This window comes from Dethiosulfovibrio russensis, from assembly GCF_021568855.1.
GTDB classification, from domain to species: domain Bacteria; phylum Synergistota; class Synergistia; order Synergistales; family Dethiosulfovibrionaceae; genus Dethiosulfovibrio; species Dethiosulfovibrio russensis.
The window spans coordinates 61,155-79,529 of sequence record NZ_JAKGUG010000011.1; the positions used below are offsets into that span (position 1 = coordinate 61,155).

Sequence of the window (18,375 nt, forward strand, 5' to 3'; positions counted from 1 at the left end):
CCCTTGCCTTCTATTTCGGAACGGCACTGTAGACGTTGTGATAGTAAGTTACTCTTTCATCGCAATCCTGATCGCTTCCTCAAAATCTTCCTTGAAGGCGTTGAAACTCGGCATGTCTATTCGAATGGGATCTATCGTCCCGTTTCGGATCAGATCATTCAAAAGTTCCGACGTGCCCTCTTCACCTAAAGCTTCCCGCAAAACCTTTTTAGGCGCTCCCTTCTCGCTCGAATCGTTGCCCGAAAGCTCCTCAAATCTAGCACAATCACGATAGCTCTGCCCCTCCTGGACAGCGCAGAGTAACCAGCACTCGGATTTTGTCTTGGGGACCATGGCAACCCCCGTCCGTAGACCAGCTAGTTTGAATCCTGAAACTATGGACTTTCGTTTGTCGTCCCACTCCGATCTAGGAGAGGATCTGGTTCCATCGCAATCCCTGAAAAGGATCGCCACGACCGATTGGCCCTGATCCTCCTTCATTTCAAGTGCATATCGTCCTAGCAGAAAGGCGTTTTTTCGAAAATAGGCGTTGCCTTTACCAGCTTTCGATCCCGAAAGGAATATCTTACGTCCTTTTTCTTTTAGATCCCCAAGCCCCTTTTCGGAGACGTAGGCCATAATATATGTTTCTAAGGGAGAGTAATTCAGGATAATATCAGCCAGTTTATCCACAAACAAAGCCATCGGTCCCGGTCTAAAGTCATCTTTTCCCAGACCGCAAAATCGCTCGCCGGAGGAACAGCTTCCCATATCGCTTGGTCCCTCCCCGCTCAGAAGGAATAACATCCACCTAGCTCTCCCGAATCTCTATAGGCTCTCTTAAGTCCGAATCTAGAAAGACCTCGCCAGGGCCGAGCAAGGTGAGTTTTTTCTTCACATCGGGAAGACCGAAAAAGCGGGTCGATTTGGTGTGTCCATCACGGTTTTTATAAAGCAGTATCACCGAGCGTTCGGCAACCTCATCGCTCAGATAATTCAATATCATAGGGCTGTGGGTCGTCACTATAACCTGACGATGAGACTCTACCATCCGCTGTACTAGCCTTTCCATCACCTCTGGGTTTATACCGTTTTCAATCTCGTCGAACAGAAGTATCCTGTCACCTCGGGCCAAAAGGGCGAAGATAGTGGCTAGACGAAGGGTTCCATCGTTCATGTGATGGGCCTCTGTAACTAGCTCTTCCTCGTATCTTTCTTTAAACTTCAACTCCTTCCAGCCACTACGTAGGGATTTTGTCTCTATATCCATTAGGTGAGGATATATCTCCCGCAGGGCATCGACGAGCTCCCTTCTCTCTTTCTCGATCATACCGTCGATAAAAGCCGATAGGCCCTCTCCTCCAGGTCCAACCTCCTCCACAGATCGGGCCCTTTCACGCATCTGAGGAGGCGAGAGCAAGTCCATGGACTTGATCGATCCTATAAGTCTTTTAAGCTCCAAGAGTTCGGGCTGTTCATCCAAGGAGGAGTCTTTTAGCTGAGAGAGGATCGACCCCTGATAATCAAATTCGATGCGGCGAAGTGAGCCAGACCCTATTCGGTAATGACCGTCCTTAACCTCCATGAAAACGTCACCGCTATCGCTCTTCACCGACTCTTTAGTACAACGAAGAAACGTCTCTGCACAGTTAAACTGGCAGTCCCAGACTATTGTTATTCCAGCCTCAACCTCTGCCGTTACCTTAAAGGAAATAACCCTTGCTAGGGCCCTCTGACCCAACCGAGAAGGAATGTCCTTCCAGTTCCAACGTCGCGACCTAGCCCAATCAGAAAGTTTGCCCCTCATCATCTGGCCGATAAAATCGATGGCCTGAAGCACCGTGGATTTTCCCGATCCGTTTAAGCCGATCAGACATGTAAAATCGCTCAACTCAAGTTCCATGTCGACTAGACTCTTAAATTTCTTTATTGATATACTTTTTATCATCTAAAGAACCTCGTTTCTATGAGACATCACCTGCAATCGTGCTTATTTCATTCTACAGCAAAAAATCGATAGAGAGGCCTAGCTGGCCTCATTCCAAACACAAGGAGGATCGCCTTAAAAAGGCGATCCTCCTTTTATTCGCTTTTCTTATCGATTTACCTCTCGAACTTCCCCTTGACCACGGCCTTTCCGGCCTGGACCATCTTCCGTCCCATGGCGAACACCGAGTCCACCGAGAGATCGTCTCGGTTCAGCAGGACGACGTCTCCGTCGTTCCCCTCGGCTATTCTTCCCTTGCCGGGCAATCTGTAGATCGAGGCGGGAGTGGAGGTTATCACCTGAACGGCTGTCTCGAGAGGTATGCCCTCCTGTAGCACCGAGTCCCTGACCTCGGGCAGAAGCGATCTTGACGTCCCGATGGACAGGCCGGTGAATGCGCCGTCGGAGTCGAAAAAGGGAAGGCTTCCCTGACCGTCGGAACTGAAGCTTATCCGCTCCGCCGGAACCCCCGAGTCCAGCAGCCTCTTAAGCCCTTGGCTGCACTTGACCTCGCCCTCCTCCAGAAACTGTGGGGTGGTGCTGGTCGTGAGATCCACCTGTCCGCCGGAAAGCCCGTATTCTATGGCGTCCTCGAAAAGATCGGGGTTTCTGTTGACGTGGGTCGGAAGGAACTGCCCCAGCCCCAGCTCGGTGGTCTCCACCACCTTCCTTATGGGGGATAGCAATGCCGGACCGTCTCCCATATGGACGTTTATGACCCCCGACTTGCCTCCTATCATTCCGCCCACATGGGCCGAGGCAGCCAATTTGGAGAGCTCCTCGAAGGTTGGCTGAGACGAACGGTGATCCGAGATGGCCACCTCCCCTACCCCTACGAACAGGTCTATCAGTATCAGATCGTCCTTAACCGAGCCCATGAGAGTTTTTACCGGGATCTCGTAGGATCCGGTCAAAGCCCATGCTGAAATCCCCTCTTCCCTCAGGGATCTGGCCTTGGCGAGAAGCTCTCCGGGATATCTACAGGTGGAGTCGGTTCCCAAAACCCCTACGACCGAGGTCACCCCGGCCTCTGTCAGATCCGAAAGAGCCGCCTCGGGAGTTCTGGATGAGAACCCCCCTTCTCCGCCTCCTCCGGCTATATGAACGTGACCGTCCACGAATCCGGGAACCGCTATCTTGCCGGTTCCGTCGATCACGTCCATATTGGGCAGATCTCTTCCGGGAAAGGAGTTTCCCACCCAGACGATCTTGCCTCCAGCCATCAGAATGTCGCCTACGCCCAGCTTGTTGGGGCAATACAGTTCAACGTTTTTTATAAGAGTAAACAACTAATCGATCTCCTCTGCTCGTATCCTGCCTGAGAGAACCCTGGCCGCCCTATCTCCGTCCAGAGAAAGCCTGAAAGCCCTGGTATCCCTGATATGGTCGAGGGCGGAGGATCTGGCTTTTTCCTGATCCCTGTTCTCTATGGCGTCGATTATTTTCCTGTGTTCCATCGGGGTGTTAGTCTGTCCGCTGTCCGCCGGAGCCTTGAGAGGCTGAAAGCTGCCTACATACATTATGTATAGACGAGAGCGCCAGAATATAGGATGGAAGGCCCTCTCGAGATAGCTATTCCCGGCTATCCTCACTATCGAACAGTGAAATTCCAGGTTTATCGTTCGATACTCTCTCGGAAGGTCCGACAGAGCGAAGGACTCCTCTTTTTCGTTGAGCTCCCTCAGATAGGCCACGTCGTCCAGGGTGGCTTTACGGGCCGCCAGAGACGCCGCCTCTCCCTCCAGCAGAGCTCTCATGAAGAAGACGTCCTCCATGTCCTGGGCGGAAAGAGCGGGAATACGATATCCCCTTTTCCCCGATTCGCTCTCCAGAAAGCCGGTTCCCACCAGGAAGGTGAGGGCTTGCCTGATCCCTGTCCGCCCCATATTCAATTCCGACGCCAGGGCGGTCTCGTAAATAGGTTCTCCCGGCATGAGCCTCAGGTCCTCTATCCGATCCAAAATGTAGTCCAACACTGCCTGGGAAGACGTAGAGAAGTCCCCGTCACTGGCGGATGGCCAAATCATACATTTCACTCCTTCCTCGTCTTTGGGGTGGACAACGAGACTGCTACTGTGATATGTTGTACTCATATGGTACATTATGTCGACATAATGTCAATATCGTATCAATATTCAAAGAGACAAGCCCCTAATTCAAAAGGGGCATCTTTAAATGACAGGAGTTGAACAGTATATGTCGTCCAAGAAAGACCCTTCACGCAAGACCATGAGGTTGCCGGATACTTATGTCATCATCTTTTTCGTAGTCCTTCTCGCCGCGGTCCTTACCTACACCGTCCCGGTGGGAACCTACAAGACCCAGGAGATAACCTACGAGATGGACGGAGCGACCAAGACGAGAGAGGTTCTGGTCGCCGACAGTTTCGAGCTTCAGAGGGACGAGCAGGGCAACCCGGTAAAGAAAGGGGTGGCCGTTTTCGAGCCCTACGGCGAGGTCGGGCTTCTCAACTACGTGTTCGAGGGTTTCGTCTCCGGAAGCAAGTGGGGATCTGCCGTCGGAGTGATGGCTTTTATCCTGGTCATAGGTGGAGCTTTCGGAATAATAATAAGGACCGGGGCGGTCGAAGCTGGAATTCTCCACGTCTTGAGCAAGTTCAAGGGCATGGAGAGGGCGATCATCCCGGTCATGTTCGTCCTCTTCTCTCTGGGAGGAGCCATCTTCGGTATGGGAGAGGAGGCCATTCCCTTCGTCCTGATACTGGCTCCCGTCTGCGTGGCTCTGGGATACGACGCCATCACCGCTGTGATGATAACCTACGTTGCCACCCAGATAGGCTTCGCCACCTCATGGATGAATCCCTTCAGCGTCGCCATAGCCCAGGGGATCTCCGGCATTCCGGTGCTCTCCGGAGCGGGGTTCCGCATGGCCATGTGGGCAGGCTTCACCCTGGTGGGAATATTCTACACCATGAGGTACGCAGAGAAGGTCAAGGCAGATCCGACGTCGTCTCTCTGCTACGAGACAGACTCGTATTTCCGGGAAAACGTGGAAAAAGGCAAGGAGGTCGAGAGCCATTTCGGCCTGGGACATATGCTGGTGGTACTGGCCCTTTTTGCAGGAATAGCCTGGGTGATATGGGGAGTCATGACCAACGGCTACTACATTCCGGAGATAGCCACACAGTTTTTCGTGGTCGGACTGGTCTCGGGGATTATAGGGGCTCTGTTCAAACTTAACGACATGGGGGTAAACGATATCGCGGTCAGCTTCAGAGAGGGAGCCAAAGACCTTCTGGGAGCCGCCATGGTCGTGGGCATGGCGAAGGGGATAGTCCTAGTTCTGGGAGGAGATACACCGACGGATCCGACGGTTCTAAATACTATACTGAACTCGGCCGGAAACGCCATAAGCTCGTTCAACACGGCGGTATCGGGATGGCTTATGTATCTTTTCCAATCCGTATTCAACTTTTTCGTCGTCTCCGGTTCGGGCCAGGCAGCCTTGACCATGCCTCTTATGGCCCCTCTGTCGGATCTGGCCGGAGTCACCAGACAGGTTGCGGTATTGGCCTTCCAGCTAGGCGACGGCTTCACCAACCTGATAGTTCCAACCTCGGGCTGTCTCATAGCCTGCTTAGGTGCCGCCAGGATCGATTGGGGAACCTGGGCCAGGTTTCAGATCAAGTTCCAGGCTATTTTGTTCGTCCTGGCCTCTCTGGTAGTGGTCGGGGCCGTCTTGACCGGTTTAAACTAGGACAACTCGAATATATGAGGCGATCCTCCCTGAAATCAATTTATAGGGAGAGGACACAGTATGCAATCTATGCTGTCAATATGACATTACCAATGACACACCATAAAAATAGAGACGGGGATGTTCACCCCGTCTCTATTTAGTTTAGTCCATATTTGAGACGAATTTATCGAGAAAAAACGAGCAGTTCTGCATGAAGTTTCTGAGTCGCTGCATCGTAATTCCTCCGTCCAGGTCAATGTCCAGCTCCAGATGAGGATCTCCGTCGCCGTCCAGGTATGCCTTGGCCAGACGCCATTCCGAGTTCCACCGATTGACGTCGCCCATGGTCATGCCGGTATCGCTCCATCCACAGTGGAATTGAACGGAAGAACCATCGTCGTAAAGAAATACCTGTACCGTGAGCCCATTCAGTTTAAATTGACAGGTTTCATCGTTTTCGACCTCAGGTCGATAACCTTCATCGGCCAAAAAATCTCGAAGTTCCCACACGGACATCTTCTCCACCAGGGTCGTCGAATCGGCAAAAGCGACGGAACAGGCCGACACACACAGGATAACCACAGCTAACATACAGACAAACTTCTTCATGAACACACTACCTTTCTGCCCCTCTCAGGGCTAAAAAATCATTCTAAAAACTCATCGCGAAACTTCAGTGCTGGCTCGTACCGTCCGTTTATGGAAAGAGCCCTCTCTATCCATCGCCTGGCCTTCTCCTCGTCTCCCGCTTTATAGGCCGATCTGGCTGCCCATAGGGCGGCAAGGTAGTTTCCGCTATAAAAATCCAACCCTTTTGCAAAGGCGCTAAACGCTTCTTCGTATTTACCGGAGGAATACTTTGCATACCCTTCTCTGTGTATTATCCCCAATACGTTTTTCAGTCCCCCGTCTATAGGATAGGTCGAGAGAACGTCGCTCTGATCGGATCGATCTGGATCGACCCCCTCCACCTGGATAATTTTCGGGCGAGGAATAGAGGCTTTCGGCAAATCGGCTTTCTTTTTTATGATACCGCTTTCCTCCCAGCGTCTGGCCTGAGCGGCAAGTCTGGTCATCCTTCGCTCCGTAGGAGGGTGTGAGTTGAAGCCGCTGGGAGAGGTCACCAATCCATCGTCGGCCATCCTTTTTATGGCGTTGTAAAGTGACCAGGCCGAGTATCCCGCCTTATACGAATATTCCACTCCGGCGTCGTCGGCCTCCACCTCCTGCTCTCTACTGTACCCCTGAACCGCCAGAGTGGCTCCTATACCTATGGCAATGTCTCCCGTGTCGCTGTCCAGAAGCTCGCTCAGCACTGCGGCAAGAATGCCTATACCAGCGTTGCGTTTCTGACCCGATTCCAGGTGACCGTGCATTCCGTGACCGATCTCGTGGGCGATGACCCCGGCGATCTGATCCTCCGTGTTCATGATGTCCAACAGACCCTGGAACACCACTATTTTGTACTTGCCGTCCTCCATGGTTATATAGGCGTTGGTCTCGTCCTTGTCCTCAAGATGAAGAGAGGCCTCGAAACCGGTGGTCTTGGACAGTCTGTCCCAGGCCCTCTCCATGGCCGCATTGGAAACCTTTGCATCCGAAGCCTCTACGGTCAGCAGCAGAACCAGACTCGAAAGGACCCACAAGGACCATTTTTTGAGATTTATTTTTTTCGTCTTCATGACATCATCCTCCGAATTCATCGCTTGAATCGATAAAAGGATATCAGAGAAAGAACTTCTGGCCTAGTCTCTCAGGACGAACGCAAATGTTTTTCATAGTATGATATATTGCATTAGCCACGTAATATAAAGCCGACGAGCGAGGGAGGAAAAAATGGATATCGAACAAATCATGGCGGAATCAAAATCAAAACGAAGAGAGGCCCTTGATATTCTCTCCACCCTGGAACTCCTGGATATTTGGGGAAAATACGGCAGGCCCGTTCTGGTCGGAGCCGTGGCTTACGATCTGGTGCTCGATTGCGACATAGACATGGAGATCTACTGTCCCACCCTTAAAATCGAGGACGGATTCGAGGTCTTTTCCCGCCTTTGCGGCAAGAAAAGCGACCTCGTCAAGGGATGCTCCTTTCAAAACCACCTGGAAGGGCCGGACGGAGCCCTCTATTGGAAGCTGTCGATAGTCAAAGACGGAATTCCCTGGAAGGTGGACATGTGGTCGGCACCGGAGGATTACCCTCTTCCCAGAAGCGAACACTTCGTAAAACCCATGATAGAGGCCTTGACCGACGAGACCAGAGAGGCCATTCTGTATCTAAAGTGGCACAGACGGATGGACCCGGAGATAGAATGTCCCTCCATAGATCTCTACCGAGCGGTCATGAAGGGAGGGGTCAGGACTCCCTCGGATCTGAAATCCTGGCTGAGGGAAAACAAAACGGGAGAGCTATCCTCATGGATCCCAGGCCACAACGACTGATAAGGAGGAAGAAAGTATGAAGAAAAATATAGTGAATCTGGCGGAAAATCTGATGGCTAAATCGGAGGTGGTCACCTTGGCCTCCGTCAACGAGGACGGCTTTCCCCGCATCTGCGCCATGGCCAACGTAAAATCGGAGGGGATAAAGACGATCTGGATGGCCACAGGAACTCACTCCAAGAAAACCGCCCATTTTCTAAAAAACCCGAAAGCCAGCGTCTGCACCTACTCCGGAGGAGACAGCCTGACGCTTGTCGGAAACATATCGGTGATCTCCGACAAGGAGATAAAGCACGACCTGTGGCAGGACTGGTTCATAGAGCACTTCCCCAAGGGAGAGGACGACCCGGAATACTGCGTCCTGAAGTTCGAGGCCAAAGAGGCCACGATCTACATAGACGAGATCTTCGAGACTGTCTCAGTCTGAAAAAGCTCCGACATAAAAGCCCCCGACCGTAAACGGTCGGGGGCTACGGTTTTAAACGCCTTTTTCGGGAACGACACCCTTCATGGAGATTGCTAGCCCCCTGTCCAGAAGGGTTTTCACGACCGCTCTTCCTATGACCCTGGCTCCCAGGGCCAGGGCTTGGTGGGCCTCGGCCTTTGTCACCGAGTCGGCGAAATCCACCGTATGGAGGGCATACCGCTCCGGCGTTATGGCGAGCAGAGGCTGAAGGGTCGGGCACCTGCGGGAGACGTTGCCGACGTCGGTGGATCCGGTAGGGGCCGCAGGAGGATCGAAGGAAACGCCAAGCTCGTCGTATATCTCTCCTATCATGGCCTCTCCCGGAGGATTGGGAACCATGTCGTCGAAGCTGGACTCGAACGTTTCCCAGGAAACCTCCGTTCCCGTGGCCAAAGCGGCCCCTCTGGCGCAATCCATGCAGCGGGAGGTCAGCCCGTCGAGATAGATCCGCTCCGGAGCCCTGAACTCGAAGCGGCAGACGGCCCTGTCCGGAACTATGTTCGGCGCCTCGCCTCCGTCGTCGACTACTCCGTGAATCCTGGCCTCCGGTATGGAATGTTGCCTGAGCATATCCACCGCGTGGAACATGAGCTGAACCCCGTTGAGGGCGTTTTTGCCTTCCCAGGGAGCACCTGCGGCGTGAGAGGCTTTTCCCGTAAAGGTGAAACGGTATCCGTCCATAGCCAGTGAACGGAAGGCGGTGGTGTTGATTCCTCCGGAAGAGTGGATCATCAGGGCCAGATCGTAGCCGTCGAACAGCCCGGCCTTAGACATGGAGCACTTAGCGCCGTCGGTCTCCTCCGCCGGGGTCCCCACAACGTGCACCGCCCCTCCCAGAGATTCCACGATCTCCGACAGAGCCAGACCGGCCAGGACCGACATGGATCCGTGAACGCAGTGGCCGCAGCCGTGTCCCAGACCGGGAAGAGCATCGCACTCGACCATTATCGCAACCTTCGGACCGTCCTCGTTCCCTCTGGAGGCCTTGAACGCCGTGGACAGACCGCCGTAAGGTCGCTCCACAGAGAAGCCCTCTCGAGACAGAAGGGCGACTATCCTATCGGTAGCCTCGAACTCCTCTCCGGAAAGCTCCGGGTTGGCTGCCATCCAGTCCGACAGAGCCACGGCTTCGCCTAGAAACCTCTCTACTCCTTCGTCCAGCCTGAAACAGGCCTGCCCATAGTCCATTAAAGACACAGCATCATACCCCCAAGGCCACTGCGGCAGCTATGAAAAAGCCCTGAAAGGCCACTGCGATCAGAAAGAAGGGCAGAAAGAATCGATACCACTTCTCCAGCGGAACGTGGGCTATGGCGCACATGATAGGGATGAGCGCCGTCGGCCAGAGCAGGTTGGAAAGCCCGTCGCCGAACTGGAAGGCCAGAACCGCCACCTGACGGCTGATCCCCAGAACGTCCGAGAGGGGAGCCATTATTGGCATGGTTACCACAGCCTGGCCGCTTCCAGAGGGAATCAAAAAGTTTATCACGTTCTGAACCGCCAGCATCCCCTCGGCGGCCAGCCATCGGGGCAGATCCTGAAGGGGAAGGGAGAGGTAGTAAACCACCGTGTCCACGATGTGCCCCTCTCTCATGACCACCAAAACTCCTCTGGAGAGGCCGATTATCATACATCCGAAAACGATGTCCCTGAGTCCCTTGACGTAGACGTCGGCCAGCCTGTTCGGGTTGAAGCCGCCTATAAGGCCGGAAAGGATCCCCATAACTATGAAGAGCCCGGCCAGCTCGTTGAAGTACCACCCCTTCTGAGTCACCCCCCAGATCAGTACGACGATCGACGCCACCACGACGCCGCACACCGCCCTGGTCCTGGCGGTGAAGGGAGTTTTTACCAGTTCGTCGTGATCCAGCTGTAGATCCCCCATATCTATGCCGACCATGTAGCTTTTAGCGGGGTCTTTCTTGATCTTCCTGGCGTAACGGAGTATCCACCAACACACCAAAGTCTCCATGACGAACCATGTGACCAGACGGAAGGCCCATCCGGACAGCAGAGGTATGCCTGCGAAGTTCTGTGCCAGAATGACGGTGAAGGGGTTCATCACCGCCGCTGTGTAGCCTATCCCCACGGCCATGCCGATGGTGGCCAATCCTACTATGGCGTCGTATCCCATCGCTATGGACATCCCTACGAAAAGGGGAAGGAAGCCGAAGGTCTCCTCGAACATGCCGAACACGGAGGCCGCCATGCCGAAGATGTAGACGAAAGCCACTAATATATAGTCGCTCTTGCCCTTGAACAGACGGAGCATCCACCCTATGAAGGCGTTTAGGGCCTTGGTCTCCAGAACGACGAACCAAGAAGCGTAGGCCAGAAAGACGAAGAAGAACACCTCGGCGGCGTCGACCAGCCCCTTCTGTATGGCTATGAAGGTCTGAAACGGACCTACCGGGGTGGAGGCTATCTCCTTGAACGACCCGGGGACGACTACGGTCCTGTGGATGGTCTCGTTCATCTCCCTGGTGAACTCCCCTGCCGGGAGGATCCAGCTACCCACCGCCGCCAGTATGGTCAGAGAGACCAGCAGCACGTAGACGTGCGGTACCGACAGCTTCCTTTTCTTCGGATTACTTGCGGCGTTGTTGCTTTGAGACGACATACGACTACCTCCTTGAGTTTATTCGAGACCCGACCTCTCTTTCACGCTAAATCGACTACGAGGTCAAGAGGCGTTTCGCTAAATCGATCACACAAGGGATAATACCACAGGAACGACGAAAAAACGGCCTCCCCGGAAAAATCCGAGAAAGGCCGTTCGCCCTTTCGATAAGTGCGATTCTGAAATCAGAGGAGATCTTCGTCGGGAGTGACCATTATCTTGACGTGCTTCTTCTTCTCCGGTCCGGTAAGAGCTCCGAATCCCTCGTCCACGATGTCGTCCAGGCCTATCTTCTTGGTTATAAGCCCGGTGGTATCGATCCTTCCGTCCGACAGAAGCCTTATCACCGCCGGAAACTGATGCTGGTAGACTATGGTTCCGACCAGCTTCTTCTCGGTCAGCACGATCGAATTGGGATCAAAGGAGATCGGCTTTTCCCATATGCTGGTCACCACCACGGTTCCGGCATAATGAACGGAATCCAACGCAAGCTTCAACCCTTGTTCGGCCCCGGTGGTCTCGAAAGCCACGTCGACGCCGATCCCTCCGGTGAGGGAACGGATTTCCTCGGCAACGTCGCACTCGTTGGGGTCCAACACCCTGTCGGCACCGTGCTTCAAGGCATACTCCTGGCGTATGGACTTTCTCTGCATCACGAAGATTTTTTTCGCCCCGGCGGCCTTTAGCATCTCTATGGTGCAAAGACCGATAGGGCCGGCACCGAGGACCAGAGCGGTCTGTCCTATTTTGAAGTCACCCTGGACCAGAGAATGAAGGGCCACTGCCATAGGCTCGACCAAAGCGGCGTCCTCGTAGGAAAGGGAGTCCGGAATTGGGTGGACGAACTCCTCGAAGAAGACGGTGTAATCGGCAAAACCGCCCCCTCCGCCGCACAGACCGTGGAAACCGAGTCTGGAGCAGAGGTTGTACTTGCCCTCCCTACAGGCGGGACACATATCGTCCTTGGCCGCAGGGGAACATACCCTCATGGGCTCCACCACTACCCTGTCGCCTACCGATACCTTGGTGACCCCCTGGCCTACCTCTACGACCTCCCCGGAGAACTCGTGTCCCAATATGACCGGGGCCTTCTCACCGCTGAGAGGATGGGGCTGTTCCGCAGGTATGAATATGGGACCGCCCAGGTATTCGTGCAGGTCCGAACCGCAGATTCCACACCATTTCACCTTGACCTTGACCGTGCCGGGAGCCGCCACCGGCTCCTTCGTCTCGACGACTCTGACGTCGTTTCTTCCATACCACATGGCTGCCTTCATTCTCTCGTCCCCCTTGTATTCTTTATACAGTATTTATGGGACGCACGTTACCACTTTCACTATAAAAGTCAAGGGGATCAGGAAGCCTTTTTACCGTTCAATCTGAGGAGGATCTCCTTAGCAACCTTTTCGCCGGAAAGAAGCATTCCCCCGAAGATCGGTCCCATTCGGGGACCTCCAAAAACGGCGTTGGCGCTCATTCCCGCGACGAACAGACCGGGGTAGACCTCTTTTGTGTTATCCACGGTCAGTTTTTCCGCCCTCTCGCACCAAAGAGACTTCTCTCCCTCCACCTTGCCGGTTTCCGTCAATAGCCTTCCCGGCACCTTTTTCTCCACGGTAGAGGTCACGTTGGAGTCGTGTCCCGTGGCGTCGATGATGAAATCGCTTCTAACAGCCAATGGATCGACCAGAAGGCCGGAAGCCTCGACTGTGGACCAGTTGATCACCAACCCTATAACCCGGTCCTCTCTCATCACCACGTCCTCCGCAACCATACCGTTGAACACAGTGACCCCGGCCCTGACGGCCGAGGAGATCAGGGTGGAGACGGCCTCCACAGACCCGGCGGTGTAGTATCCCGGTTCGAACTCCCTGAGGGAGACCCCCAGATCGTCCAGTATTCTCGCACCTTCGGACTGCACTACTATCTCGTTGAAAAGCATGCCGCCGCCCCACATACCTCCCCCCAGGCTTAACCGCCTGTCGAAGAGGGATACCTTTACCCCCGCGTCGGCCAAGACGTACCCCGCCACCAAGCCGGCCGGGCCACCTCCAACTATGACCACGTCGTTTTCCAGATGATCCGTAAGCCTCTCGAAAAAACGGCTTACGATGGCCTTGGAAATAACCCTCTCGTCCAATTCCATGATACCCTCTCCTTTTTAGTGATTTTTTCGGAAAGACAGGAAAAAAGACGTCGCCTCCCAAGCTAGAGGAGGCGACGTGGACGTCTGAGATGAGATATCCTATTACTCTTCTTCCTGCGCCGGCATTACCCGGTGTCGTCGAACGAGACGACAGCGTGATCACACGCTCAGGTTCGAAGGGTCTACGGGTTCCCCCGTACTCTCAGCCCCAGACTCAGGAGCTCCCCTGTTTCTCTTACGAAACAGTATAATCACTTTATTTTCTTTGTCCATAGCTGTGGCACGTTTTCACCAAACCGTTGCAAAAAGGCTCCCGGCGGTGTATTCTCTTGTGGATTTGTTTTACTCAACAAACTAATTTCGGAGGTGACTAGATGCATATATCGGAAGGAGTTCTGTCCGTTCCCATACTGGTTGCGGGAGCCGCCCTGACGGTGGGCTTCACCGCCCAGGGACTGAGGTCCATGAAGGCGGAGGACGTACCTGCCACGGGAATCGTCTCGGCGGGGCTATTCGTAGCGTCGCTCATACACGTATCCCTGGGTCCGTCCAGCGTGCATTTGCTGTTGAACGGCATTTCCGGGGCCATTCTTGGATGGGCGATCTTCCCGGCCTGCGTGGTGGCCCTGTTCCTCCAGGCCCTGCTGTTCCAGTTCGGAGGGTTGGCGGTACTGGGAGTCAACGTTATGGACATGGCCTTTCCAGGGCTGATCTTCGGGGCTCTGTTCAGGATGCTCTTCGTATCCAGAGGAAAATGGGCTCTGCTGCTGGGCGGTTTTCTGTGCAGCGCAGGAGGGGTCATTCTGACGGCCCTCATGACGGCGGGAGTGCTGGCACTGAACGGCGAGGGCTTCATGGCGGCGGCAAAACTGATAGTATGGGCTCATATCCCGGTAGCCCTGATAGAGGGCTTCGTAGGTGCCATGGCGGTGCTCTTCCTGGCCAAGGTTCGACCGGGCATGATCGGAAGAAAGCAGGGTGAACTTCTATGAAAAAGATAGCGGCTACTTTGGCGTTGATGGTCCTTCTGGTGTCCCCGGCCTGGGCCCACAAGGTATGTATGCTCTCCTCCTTCGAGGGCGATTCGATAACGGGAGAGGCCTACTTCTCCACGGGAGACCCGATCGTTGGCAGCCCCGTAACGGTGGAGTCCAACGGAGAGGAGATCGGACAGGGCAAGACCGACGAGAACGGGGCCTTTTCAATAACCATACCGAAGGGAGTCCTTTCCGCCAAGGTCACCATAAACGCAGGCATGGGACACGTAGCCCACGAGGAGATAGCCAGAGAGGGAGCTCCGGAGCCATCGACAGCCACGGAGCCACAGGCCCAGACGACCGCCGAAACATCCGTTCCGGCCGTTTCGCTGGAGGACGTAAAAAAGGCGGTGGCCTCCGAGATATCGCCGGTGAAGAAGATGGTCATGGATATGGAGAGGGCTCAGTCAAAACCGGACATGCCGAAGATATTGGGAGGCATAGGCTACATAATCGGGATAGTCGGGGCCTTTATGTGGGGCAGATCGAAACGTGTCTGATTCCCCTTTAGGGAGAATAGACCCCCGCTGGAAGATTCTCCTCGCCTTCGCCGTGGCCATCGTGGTCTCCTGCTCCAGAGAGATCCACAGCTCGGCCCTTTTGCTGGGCTACGGAGTCTTTCTGGCGTTTTTGGGACGACTGTCGCCGAAGGAGACCCTGAAAAGGCTGGGAGCCGTAAACGGACTGCTGATAACCCTGTGGCTGACCCTACCTCTGACCGCCGGAGGCGAGACGGTAAGGCTGGTCGGACTGGATCTGTCGTTGGAGGGCATCGATCTGGCGGGGAACATAACCCTCAAAAGCTCCGCCATGGTGCTGGTGCTGATGGCCCTGTTGGGGACCAGCCAAACCCATCTGGTGATGAGAGGCCTGAAAGAGCTTGGCCTGTCAACGAAGCTGGTGACATTGCTCCACTTCTGCTCCCGATATATACACGTCATAACCGACGAGAACAGGCGCATCCACGAGGCGGCAGTCCTAAGAGGCTACAGACCGGGAATAACCCCGAGAGGACTGAGGACCACCGCTTCGATGGTCGCCTCTTTGCTGGTGAAGAGCTACGACCGATCCGTCCGGGTAAACGACGCACTGCTCCTAAGGGGCTTCGACGGCACCTTCCCGTCGGTGCACGAGCCGTCCAGGGCGGCCCTTCCGGACCTGGCTTGGTTCGGAGGCATAGTGGCCCTTTTCGGGGGGTGTCTGGTATTTTGAGATCTCTTGAATTGACGAATCTCTCCTTTCACTACAGAGAGGGAGCCCCGGTGCTGAAGGACCTCTCCCTTTCCCTTACCGACGAGGATAGACTGGCCCTGACCGGCCCCAACGGCTCGGGCAAGACCACCCTCTTCAGGGTTACCATGGGACTGCTGAAACCCCAAAGGGGGTATATAGCTCTGGACGGAAAGGAGATCTCCGACGACGAGGACTGGCGCCGGTTGAGGAGAGAGGTCGGAATGGTCTTCCAGGACCCGGACGACCAACTGTTCTGCCCCACCCTCCTGGAGGACGTGGCCTTCGGGCCTATGAACATGGGTATAAAGCGAAAGGAAGCCGGGGAGCTGTCCCTCTCGACCCTCCTGGCCTTGGGAATAGAGGATCTGGCGGATCGACCTCCCTACAGCCTGTCCGGAGGGCAGAAGAAGCTCGGGGCCCTGGCGACGGTGCTGTCCATGTCGCCTTCGTTCATATTGCTGGACGAACCTTCGGCGGGGCTGGACGACGACGCCGTAGAGAGGCTGATAACGGCCTTGAGGAATTTTTCCGGAGGTTATCTGATAGCCTCTCACGAACCGGACTTCCTCCGCAGGGTGACCTCCTCGGAGATCAAGATAGGCCATCCTAGTTATCGGGAGCACTAACTCGATGCCATAGGGGTATAATAAGGGAAGGTTACGATATATCTTTTCCCAGGAGGTCCGTTCATATGACTATAGGTCGCAGATTCGCCGTGTTGCTTACGATCCTCGTACTGACCCTGTCGGGGATAGGGATCGCCACCTTCTTGAAAGGCGACGATATCCTGGAAAACCAGGTTATGGAGACCGGGACGGAGACGGTAAAGGGGGCGGCCGAAACCGTGAGTCAGCACTTCGACATGCTGGCCGGGATAATCGACAACACGGTGTTGGCCGTCGATCAGGCCTGGAGGGAGAACAAGAGGGAGTTCGTCCAGATGCAGGATCTGATGGTCGAGTCCCTCAAGGTCAACGAGAAATGGGGCTTTCAGGATATCTACTTCGGCTTCGCAAGCAACGGAGACTTCGCCACCAGTCACAGGCTGGTGCCGCCGGAGGGCTTCGACGCCAGAAAGAGAAGCTGGTACGTAGCGGCGGCCGAGATCGGCAAAGGCAAGGTGGCCCTTACCGAGCCCTATATCGACGTTACCACCAAGAAACCGGTCATATCGCTCAGCAAGCTGGTTTACGACTCTGACGGAAAGCTGGTGGGATGTGTCGGAGCCGACGTCGGCATAGGCCACCTGGTAGAGTTCACCAAAAAGCTGACCATACTGGGACAGGGCAAGGGAATGCTGCTCAGCACCGAAGGGATGGTCATAGCGGGACCGATCGAGGAGGACGTCATGACCAGAAAGCTCTCGGAAAAACCCGAGGCGGACATGGCGGAACTGGGCGGAAAGATGACCGACGGCAAATCGGGCTTCATGGAGGTAAACCTGAACGGAAGCCACACTGCGTTCTACACCCCGACGAAATGGGGGGTGTCTCTGGCGATACTCTACCCGGTCAGCGCCATAGCGGCTCTGGTGCACTCTCTGACCTTGCCTTTGATCGTAATATCCGTGATAGCCCTGATACTGACCTTGGCCGTGGTGATCTTAACATACAGGGGCATAGCCTCGCCTCTCAAGAAGGTGTCCGACATGGCCAGGCTGATGAAGGAACGGGATCTCACGGTGGACCTCCGATCCATAGGCTACGACGCCAAAGACGAGCTTGGGAACATGATATCGGCCCTGGCGGACATGGTGGAGAACATCCGCTCTACCATAGGCAAGATAACCTCCGAGGCGGACAGCATAAACCAAAGCTCCTCCGGACTGGCCGCCATAAGCGAACAGGCCAACGCCTCCATGGACGAGGCGAAGCGGGCTGTCGAGGAGATAGCCGTTCTGGCCGAGACGAACGCCGCCTCGCTTGAGGAGACCAACGCAGGGGTCGAGGAGGTGTCCTCAAGCGCCCATCTTGCGGCGGAATCGGCGACGGAGGGAACCGAGGCGACCGAGTCGGCCACTGAGACGTCGGAGAAGGCGGCTGGACTGGTAGAGGTAGTCATAGATGGAGTGGAGTCGGTGGGACGTAAGTCCGACGACACCATAGCCAGAATGAACGCCCTGGGCGAGTCGGTCCATCAGATAACGGGCTTCATAGAGACCATAAACTCCATAGCGGATCAGACCAATCTGCTGGCCCTGAACGCCGCCATAGAGGCAGCCAGAGCGGGAGAGGCAGGAAGGGGCTTCGCCGTGGTGGCAGAGGAGGTCCGAAAGCTGGCGGAGGAATCGGCCAAAGCCGCTGGAAAGATAGACTCCCTTATAGGGGATCTTCAGAAACAGACGGGCGAGTCCATATCGGTCACCAGGGAGACAGCCGAGGTGATGAAGGACACCGTAGCCAGAGCCTCCGAGGCCAGAAAGGGACTGGACGAGACCCTGGAGAGCATAAAGAGGGTAAACGTGGCCATGCAGAACATCGCCGCCACCTCGGAGGAGCAGGCGGCATCGTCCAACGAGATGGCCGGAGCCGTCGATCAGGCGTCCAAGTCCACCGTGGAGATGGCCCAGAAGGTGGAATCCATCAAGACCTCCACCGTCGAGACCGCTAAGGCCTCCGACGGAGTGGCCCAGGAGGCGGAGAGACTGGCTGGACTGGCTCGGTCCATAGACGAAGAGCTGAAGAGGTTCAGGACGGCAAAATCGGGAATAACCCCTCTGAAAAGATAAGACACATGCCAAGAAGGCGGCCGGGGGATCCGGCCGCC

The 18,375-nt window shown here is 55.1% G+C and carries 18 protein-coding genes; 8 read left to right on the forward strand and 10 right to left on the reverse strand.

All coding sequences use genetic code 11. The annotated features are described in order from the left end of the window. Nucleotides 1-48 precede the first annotated feature (48 nt). The 4 genes from L2W48_RS11270 to L2W48_RS11285 all read right to left on the reverse strand — a co-directional run bounded on the left by L2W48_RS11270 (nt 49) and on the right by L2W48_RS11285 (nt 3,993). Nucleotides 49-786 carry a hypothetical protein gene (locus L2W48_RS11270; RefSeq protein ID WP_236099173.1) on the reverse strand — a complete coding sequence of 246 codons (738 nt, stop codon included), beginning with the start codon at nt 784-786 and terminating at the stop codon, nt 49-51. 4 nt (nt 787-790) lie between these two features. Then, nucleotides 791-1,927: an AAA family ATPase gene (locus L2W48_RS11275; RefSeq protein ID WP_236099174.1), complete on the reverse strand. Its 1,137-nt coding sequence runs from the start codon at nt 1,925-1,927 to the stop codon at nt 791-793. Between the two features lie 155 nt (nt 1,928-2,082). Further along, a complete protein-coding gene (gene iadA, locus L2W48_RS11280) occupies nt 2,083-3,255 on the reverse strand; it encodes a beta-aspartyl-peptidase (protein WP_236099175.1) in 1,173 nt (390 codons plus the stop codon). Next, nucleotides 3,256-3,993 carry a GntR family transcriptional regulator gene (locus tag L2W48_RS11285; RefSeq protein WP_236099176.1) on the reverse strand — a complete coding sequence of 246 codons (738 nt, stop codon included), beginning with the start codon at nt 3,991-3,993 and terminating at the stop codon, nt 3,256-3,258. A 169-nt stretch (nt 3,994-4,162) separates the two neighbouring features. Between L2W48_RS11285 and yfcC the strand changes: the two genes are divergently transcribed. Beyond that, the gene (gene yfcC / locus L2W48_RS11290) at nt 4,163-5,683 is read left to right on the forward strand and encodes a putative basic amino acid antiporter YfcC (RefSeq protein WP_236099177.1); all 1,521 of its coding nucleotides are present in this window, start codon (nt 4,163-4,165) and stop codon (nt 5,681-5,683) included. Nucleotides 5,684-5,827: 144 nt separating this feature from the next. Here the strand turns inward: yfcC and L2W48_RS11295 are convergent, their stop codons facing one another. Both L2W48_RS11295 and L2W48_RS11300 read right to left on the reverse strand, forming a co-directional pair. Next, nucleotides 5,828-6,274: a YbjN domain-containing protein gene (locus tag L2W48_RS11295; protein ID WP_236099178.1), complete on the reverse strand. Its 447-nt coding sequence runs from the start codon at nt 6,272-6,274 to the stop codon at nt 5,828-5,830. 38 nt (nt 6,275-6,312) lie between these two features. Continuing rightward, the gene (locus tag L2W48_RS11300) at nt 6,313-7,347 is read right to left on the reverse strand and encodes a M48 family metallopeptidase (RefSeq protein WP_236099179.1); all 1,035 of its coding nucleotides are present in this window, start codon (nt 7,345-7,347) and stop codon (nt 6,313-6,315) included. 154 nt (nt 7,348-7,501) lie between these two features. Between L2W48_RS11300 and L2W48_RS11305 the strand changes: the two genes are divergently transcribed. Both L2W48_RS11305 and L2W48_RS11310 read left to right on the forward strand, forming a co-directional pair. After that, complete coding sequence (locus L2W48_RS11305; protein WP_236114947.1) at nt 7,502-8,107, forward strand: hypothetical protein; 606 nt, start codon at nt 7,502-7,504, stop codon at nt 8,105-8,107. A gap of 16 nt (nt 8,108-8,123) precedes the next feature. After that, nucleotides 8,124-8,534: a pyridoxamine 5'-phosphate oxidase family protein gene (locus L2W48_RS11310; protein ID WP_236099181.1), complete on the forward strand. Its 411-nt coding sequence runs from the start codon at nt 8,124-8,126 to the stop codon at nt 8,532-8,534. A 51-nt stretch (nt 8,535-8,585) separates the two neighbouring features. Here L2W48_RS11310 and L2W48_RS11315 read toward each other — a convergent pair whose 3' ends face one another. The 4 genes from L2W48_RS11315 to L2W48_RS11330 all read right to left on the reverse strand — a co-directional run bounded on the left by L2W48_RS11315 (nt 8,586) and on the right by L2W48_RS11330 (nt 13,339). Then, on the reverse strand, nt 8,586-9,761 hold the full coding sequence (locus L2W48_RS11315; protein WP_236099260.1) for an amidohydrolase: 1,176 nt from the start codon (nt 9,759-9,761) through the stop codon (nt 8,586-8,588). A 13-nt stretch (nt 9,762-9,774) separates the two neighbouring features. After that, nucleotides 9,775-11,193, reverse strand: a complete 1,419-nt coding sequence (locus tag L2W48_RS11320) for a YfcC family protein (protein ID WP_236099182.1) — start codon at nt 11,191-11,193, stop codon at nt 9,775-9,777. Nucleotides 11,194-11,378: 185 nt separating this feature from the next. Continuing rightward, entirely contained in the window at nt 11,379-12,470 is a 1,092-nt protein-coding gene (locus L2W48_RS11325) for a 2,3-butanediol dehydrogenase (RefSeq protein WP_236099183.1), read from the reverse strand. A 77-nt stretch (nt 12,471-12,547) separates the two neighbouring features. Continuing rightward, the gene (locus L2W48_RS11330; protein WP_236099184.1) at nt 12,548-13,339 is read right to left on the reverse strand and encodes a sulfide-dependent adenosine diphosphate thiazole synthase; all 792 of its coding nucleotides are present in this window, start codon (nt 13,337-13,339) and stop codon (nt 12,548-12,550) included. Nucleotides 13,340-13,713: 374 nt separating this feature from the next. On the opposite strand from L2W48_RS11330, the gene cbiM reads away from it, so the two are divergent. The 5 genes from cbiM to L2W48_RS11355 all read left to right on the forward strand — a co-directional run bounded on the left by cbiM (nt 13,714) and on the right by L2W48_RS11355 (nt 18,337). Beyond that, nucleotides 13,714-14,331 (forward strand): cobalt transporter CbiM, encoded by a 618-nt coding sequence (gene cbiM, locus L2W48_RS11335; RefSeq protein WP_236099185.1) that lies wholly within the window; start codon nt 13,714-13,716, stop codon nt 14,329-14,331. After that, nucleotides 14,328-14,876 (forward strand): NikL family nickel/cobalt ECF transporter subunit, encoded by a 549-nt coding sequence (locus L2W48_RS11340; protein WP_236099186.1) that lies wholly within the window; start codon nt 14,328-14,330, stop codon nt 14,874-14,876. Before cbiM ends, L2W48_RS11340 begins: the two co-directional genes overlap by 4 nt. Continuing rightward, complete coding sequence (cbiQ, locus tag L2W48_RS11345; protein ID WP_236099187.1) at nt 14,869-15,588, forward strand: cobalt ECF transporter T component CbiQ; 720 nt, start codon at nt 14,869-14,871, stop codon at nt 15,586-15,588. Before L2W48_RS11340 ends, cbiQ begins: the two co-directional genes overlap by 8 nt. After that, on the forward strand, nt 15,585-16,235 hold the full coding sequence (locus L2W48_RS11350) for an energy-coupling factor ABC transporter ATP-binding protein (protein ID WP_236099188.1): 651 nt from the start codon (nt 15,585-15,587) through the stop codon (nt 16,233-16,235). Before cbiQ ends, L2W48_RS11350 begins: the two co-directional genes overlap by 4 nt. A gap of 65 nt (nt 16,236-16,300) precedes the next feature. After that, on the forward strand, nt 16,301-18,337 hold the full coding sequence (locus L2W48_RS11355) for a methyl-accepting chemotaxis protein (protein ID WP_236099189.1): 2,037 nt from the start codon (nt 16,301-16,303) through the stop codon (nt 18,335-18,337). The last annotated feature ends 38 nt before the right edge of the window (nt 18,338-18,375 follow it).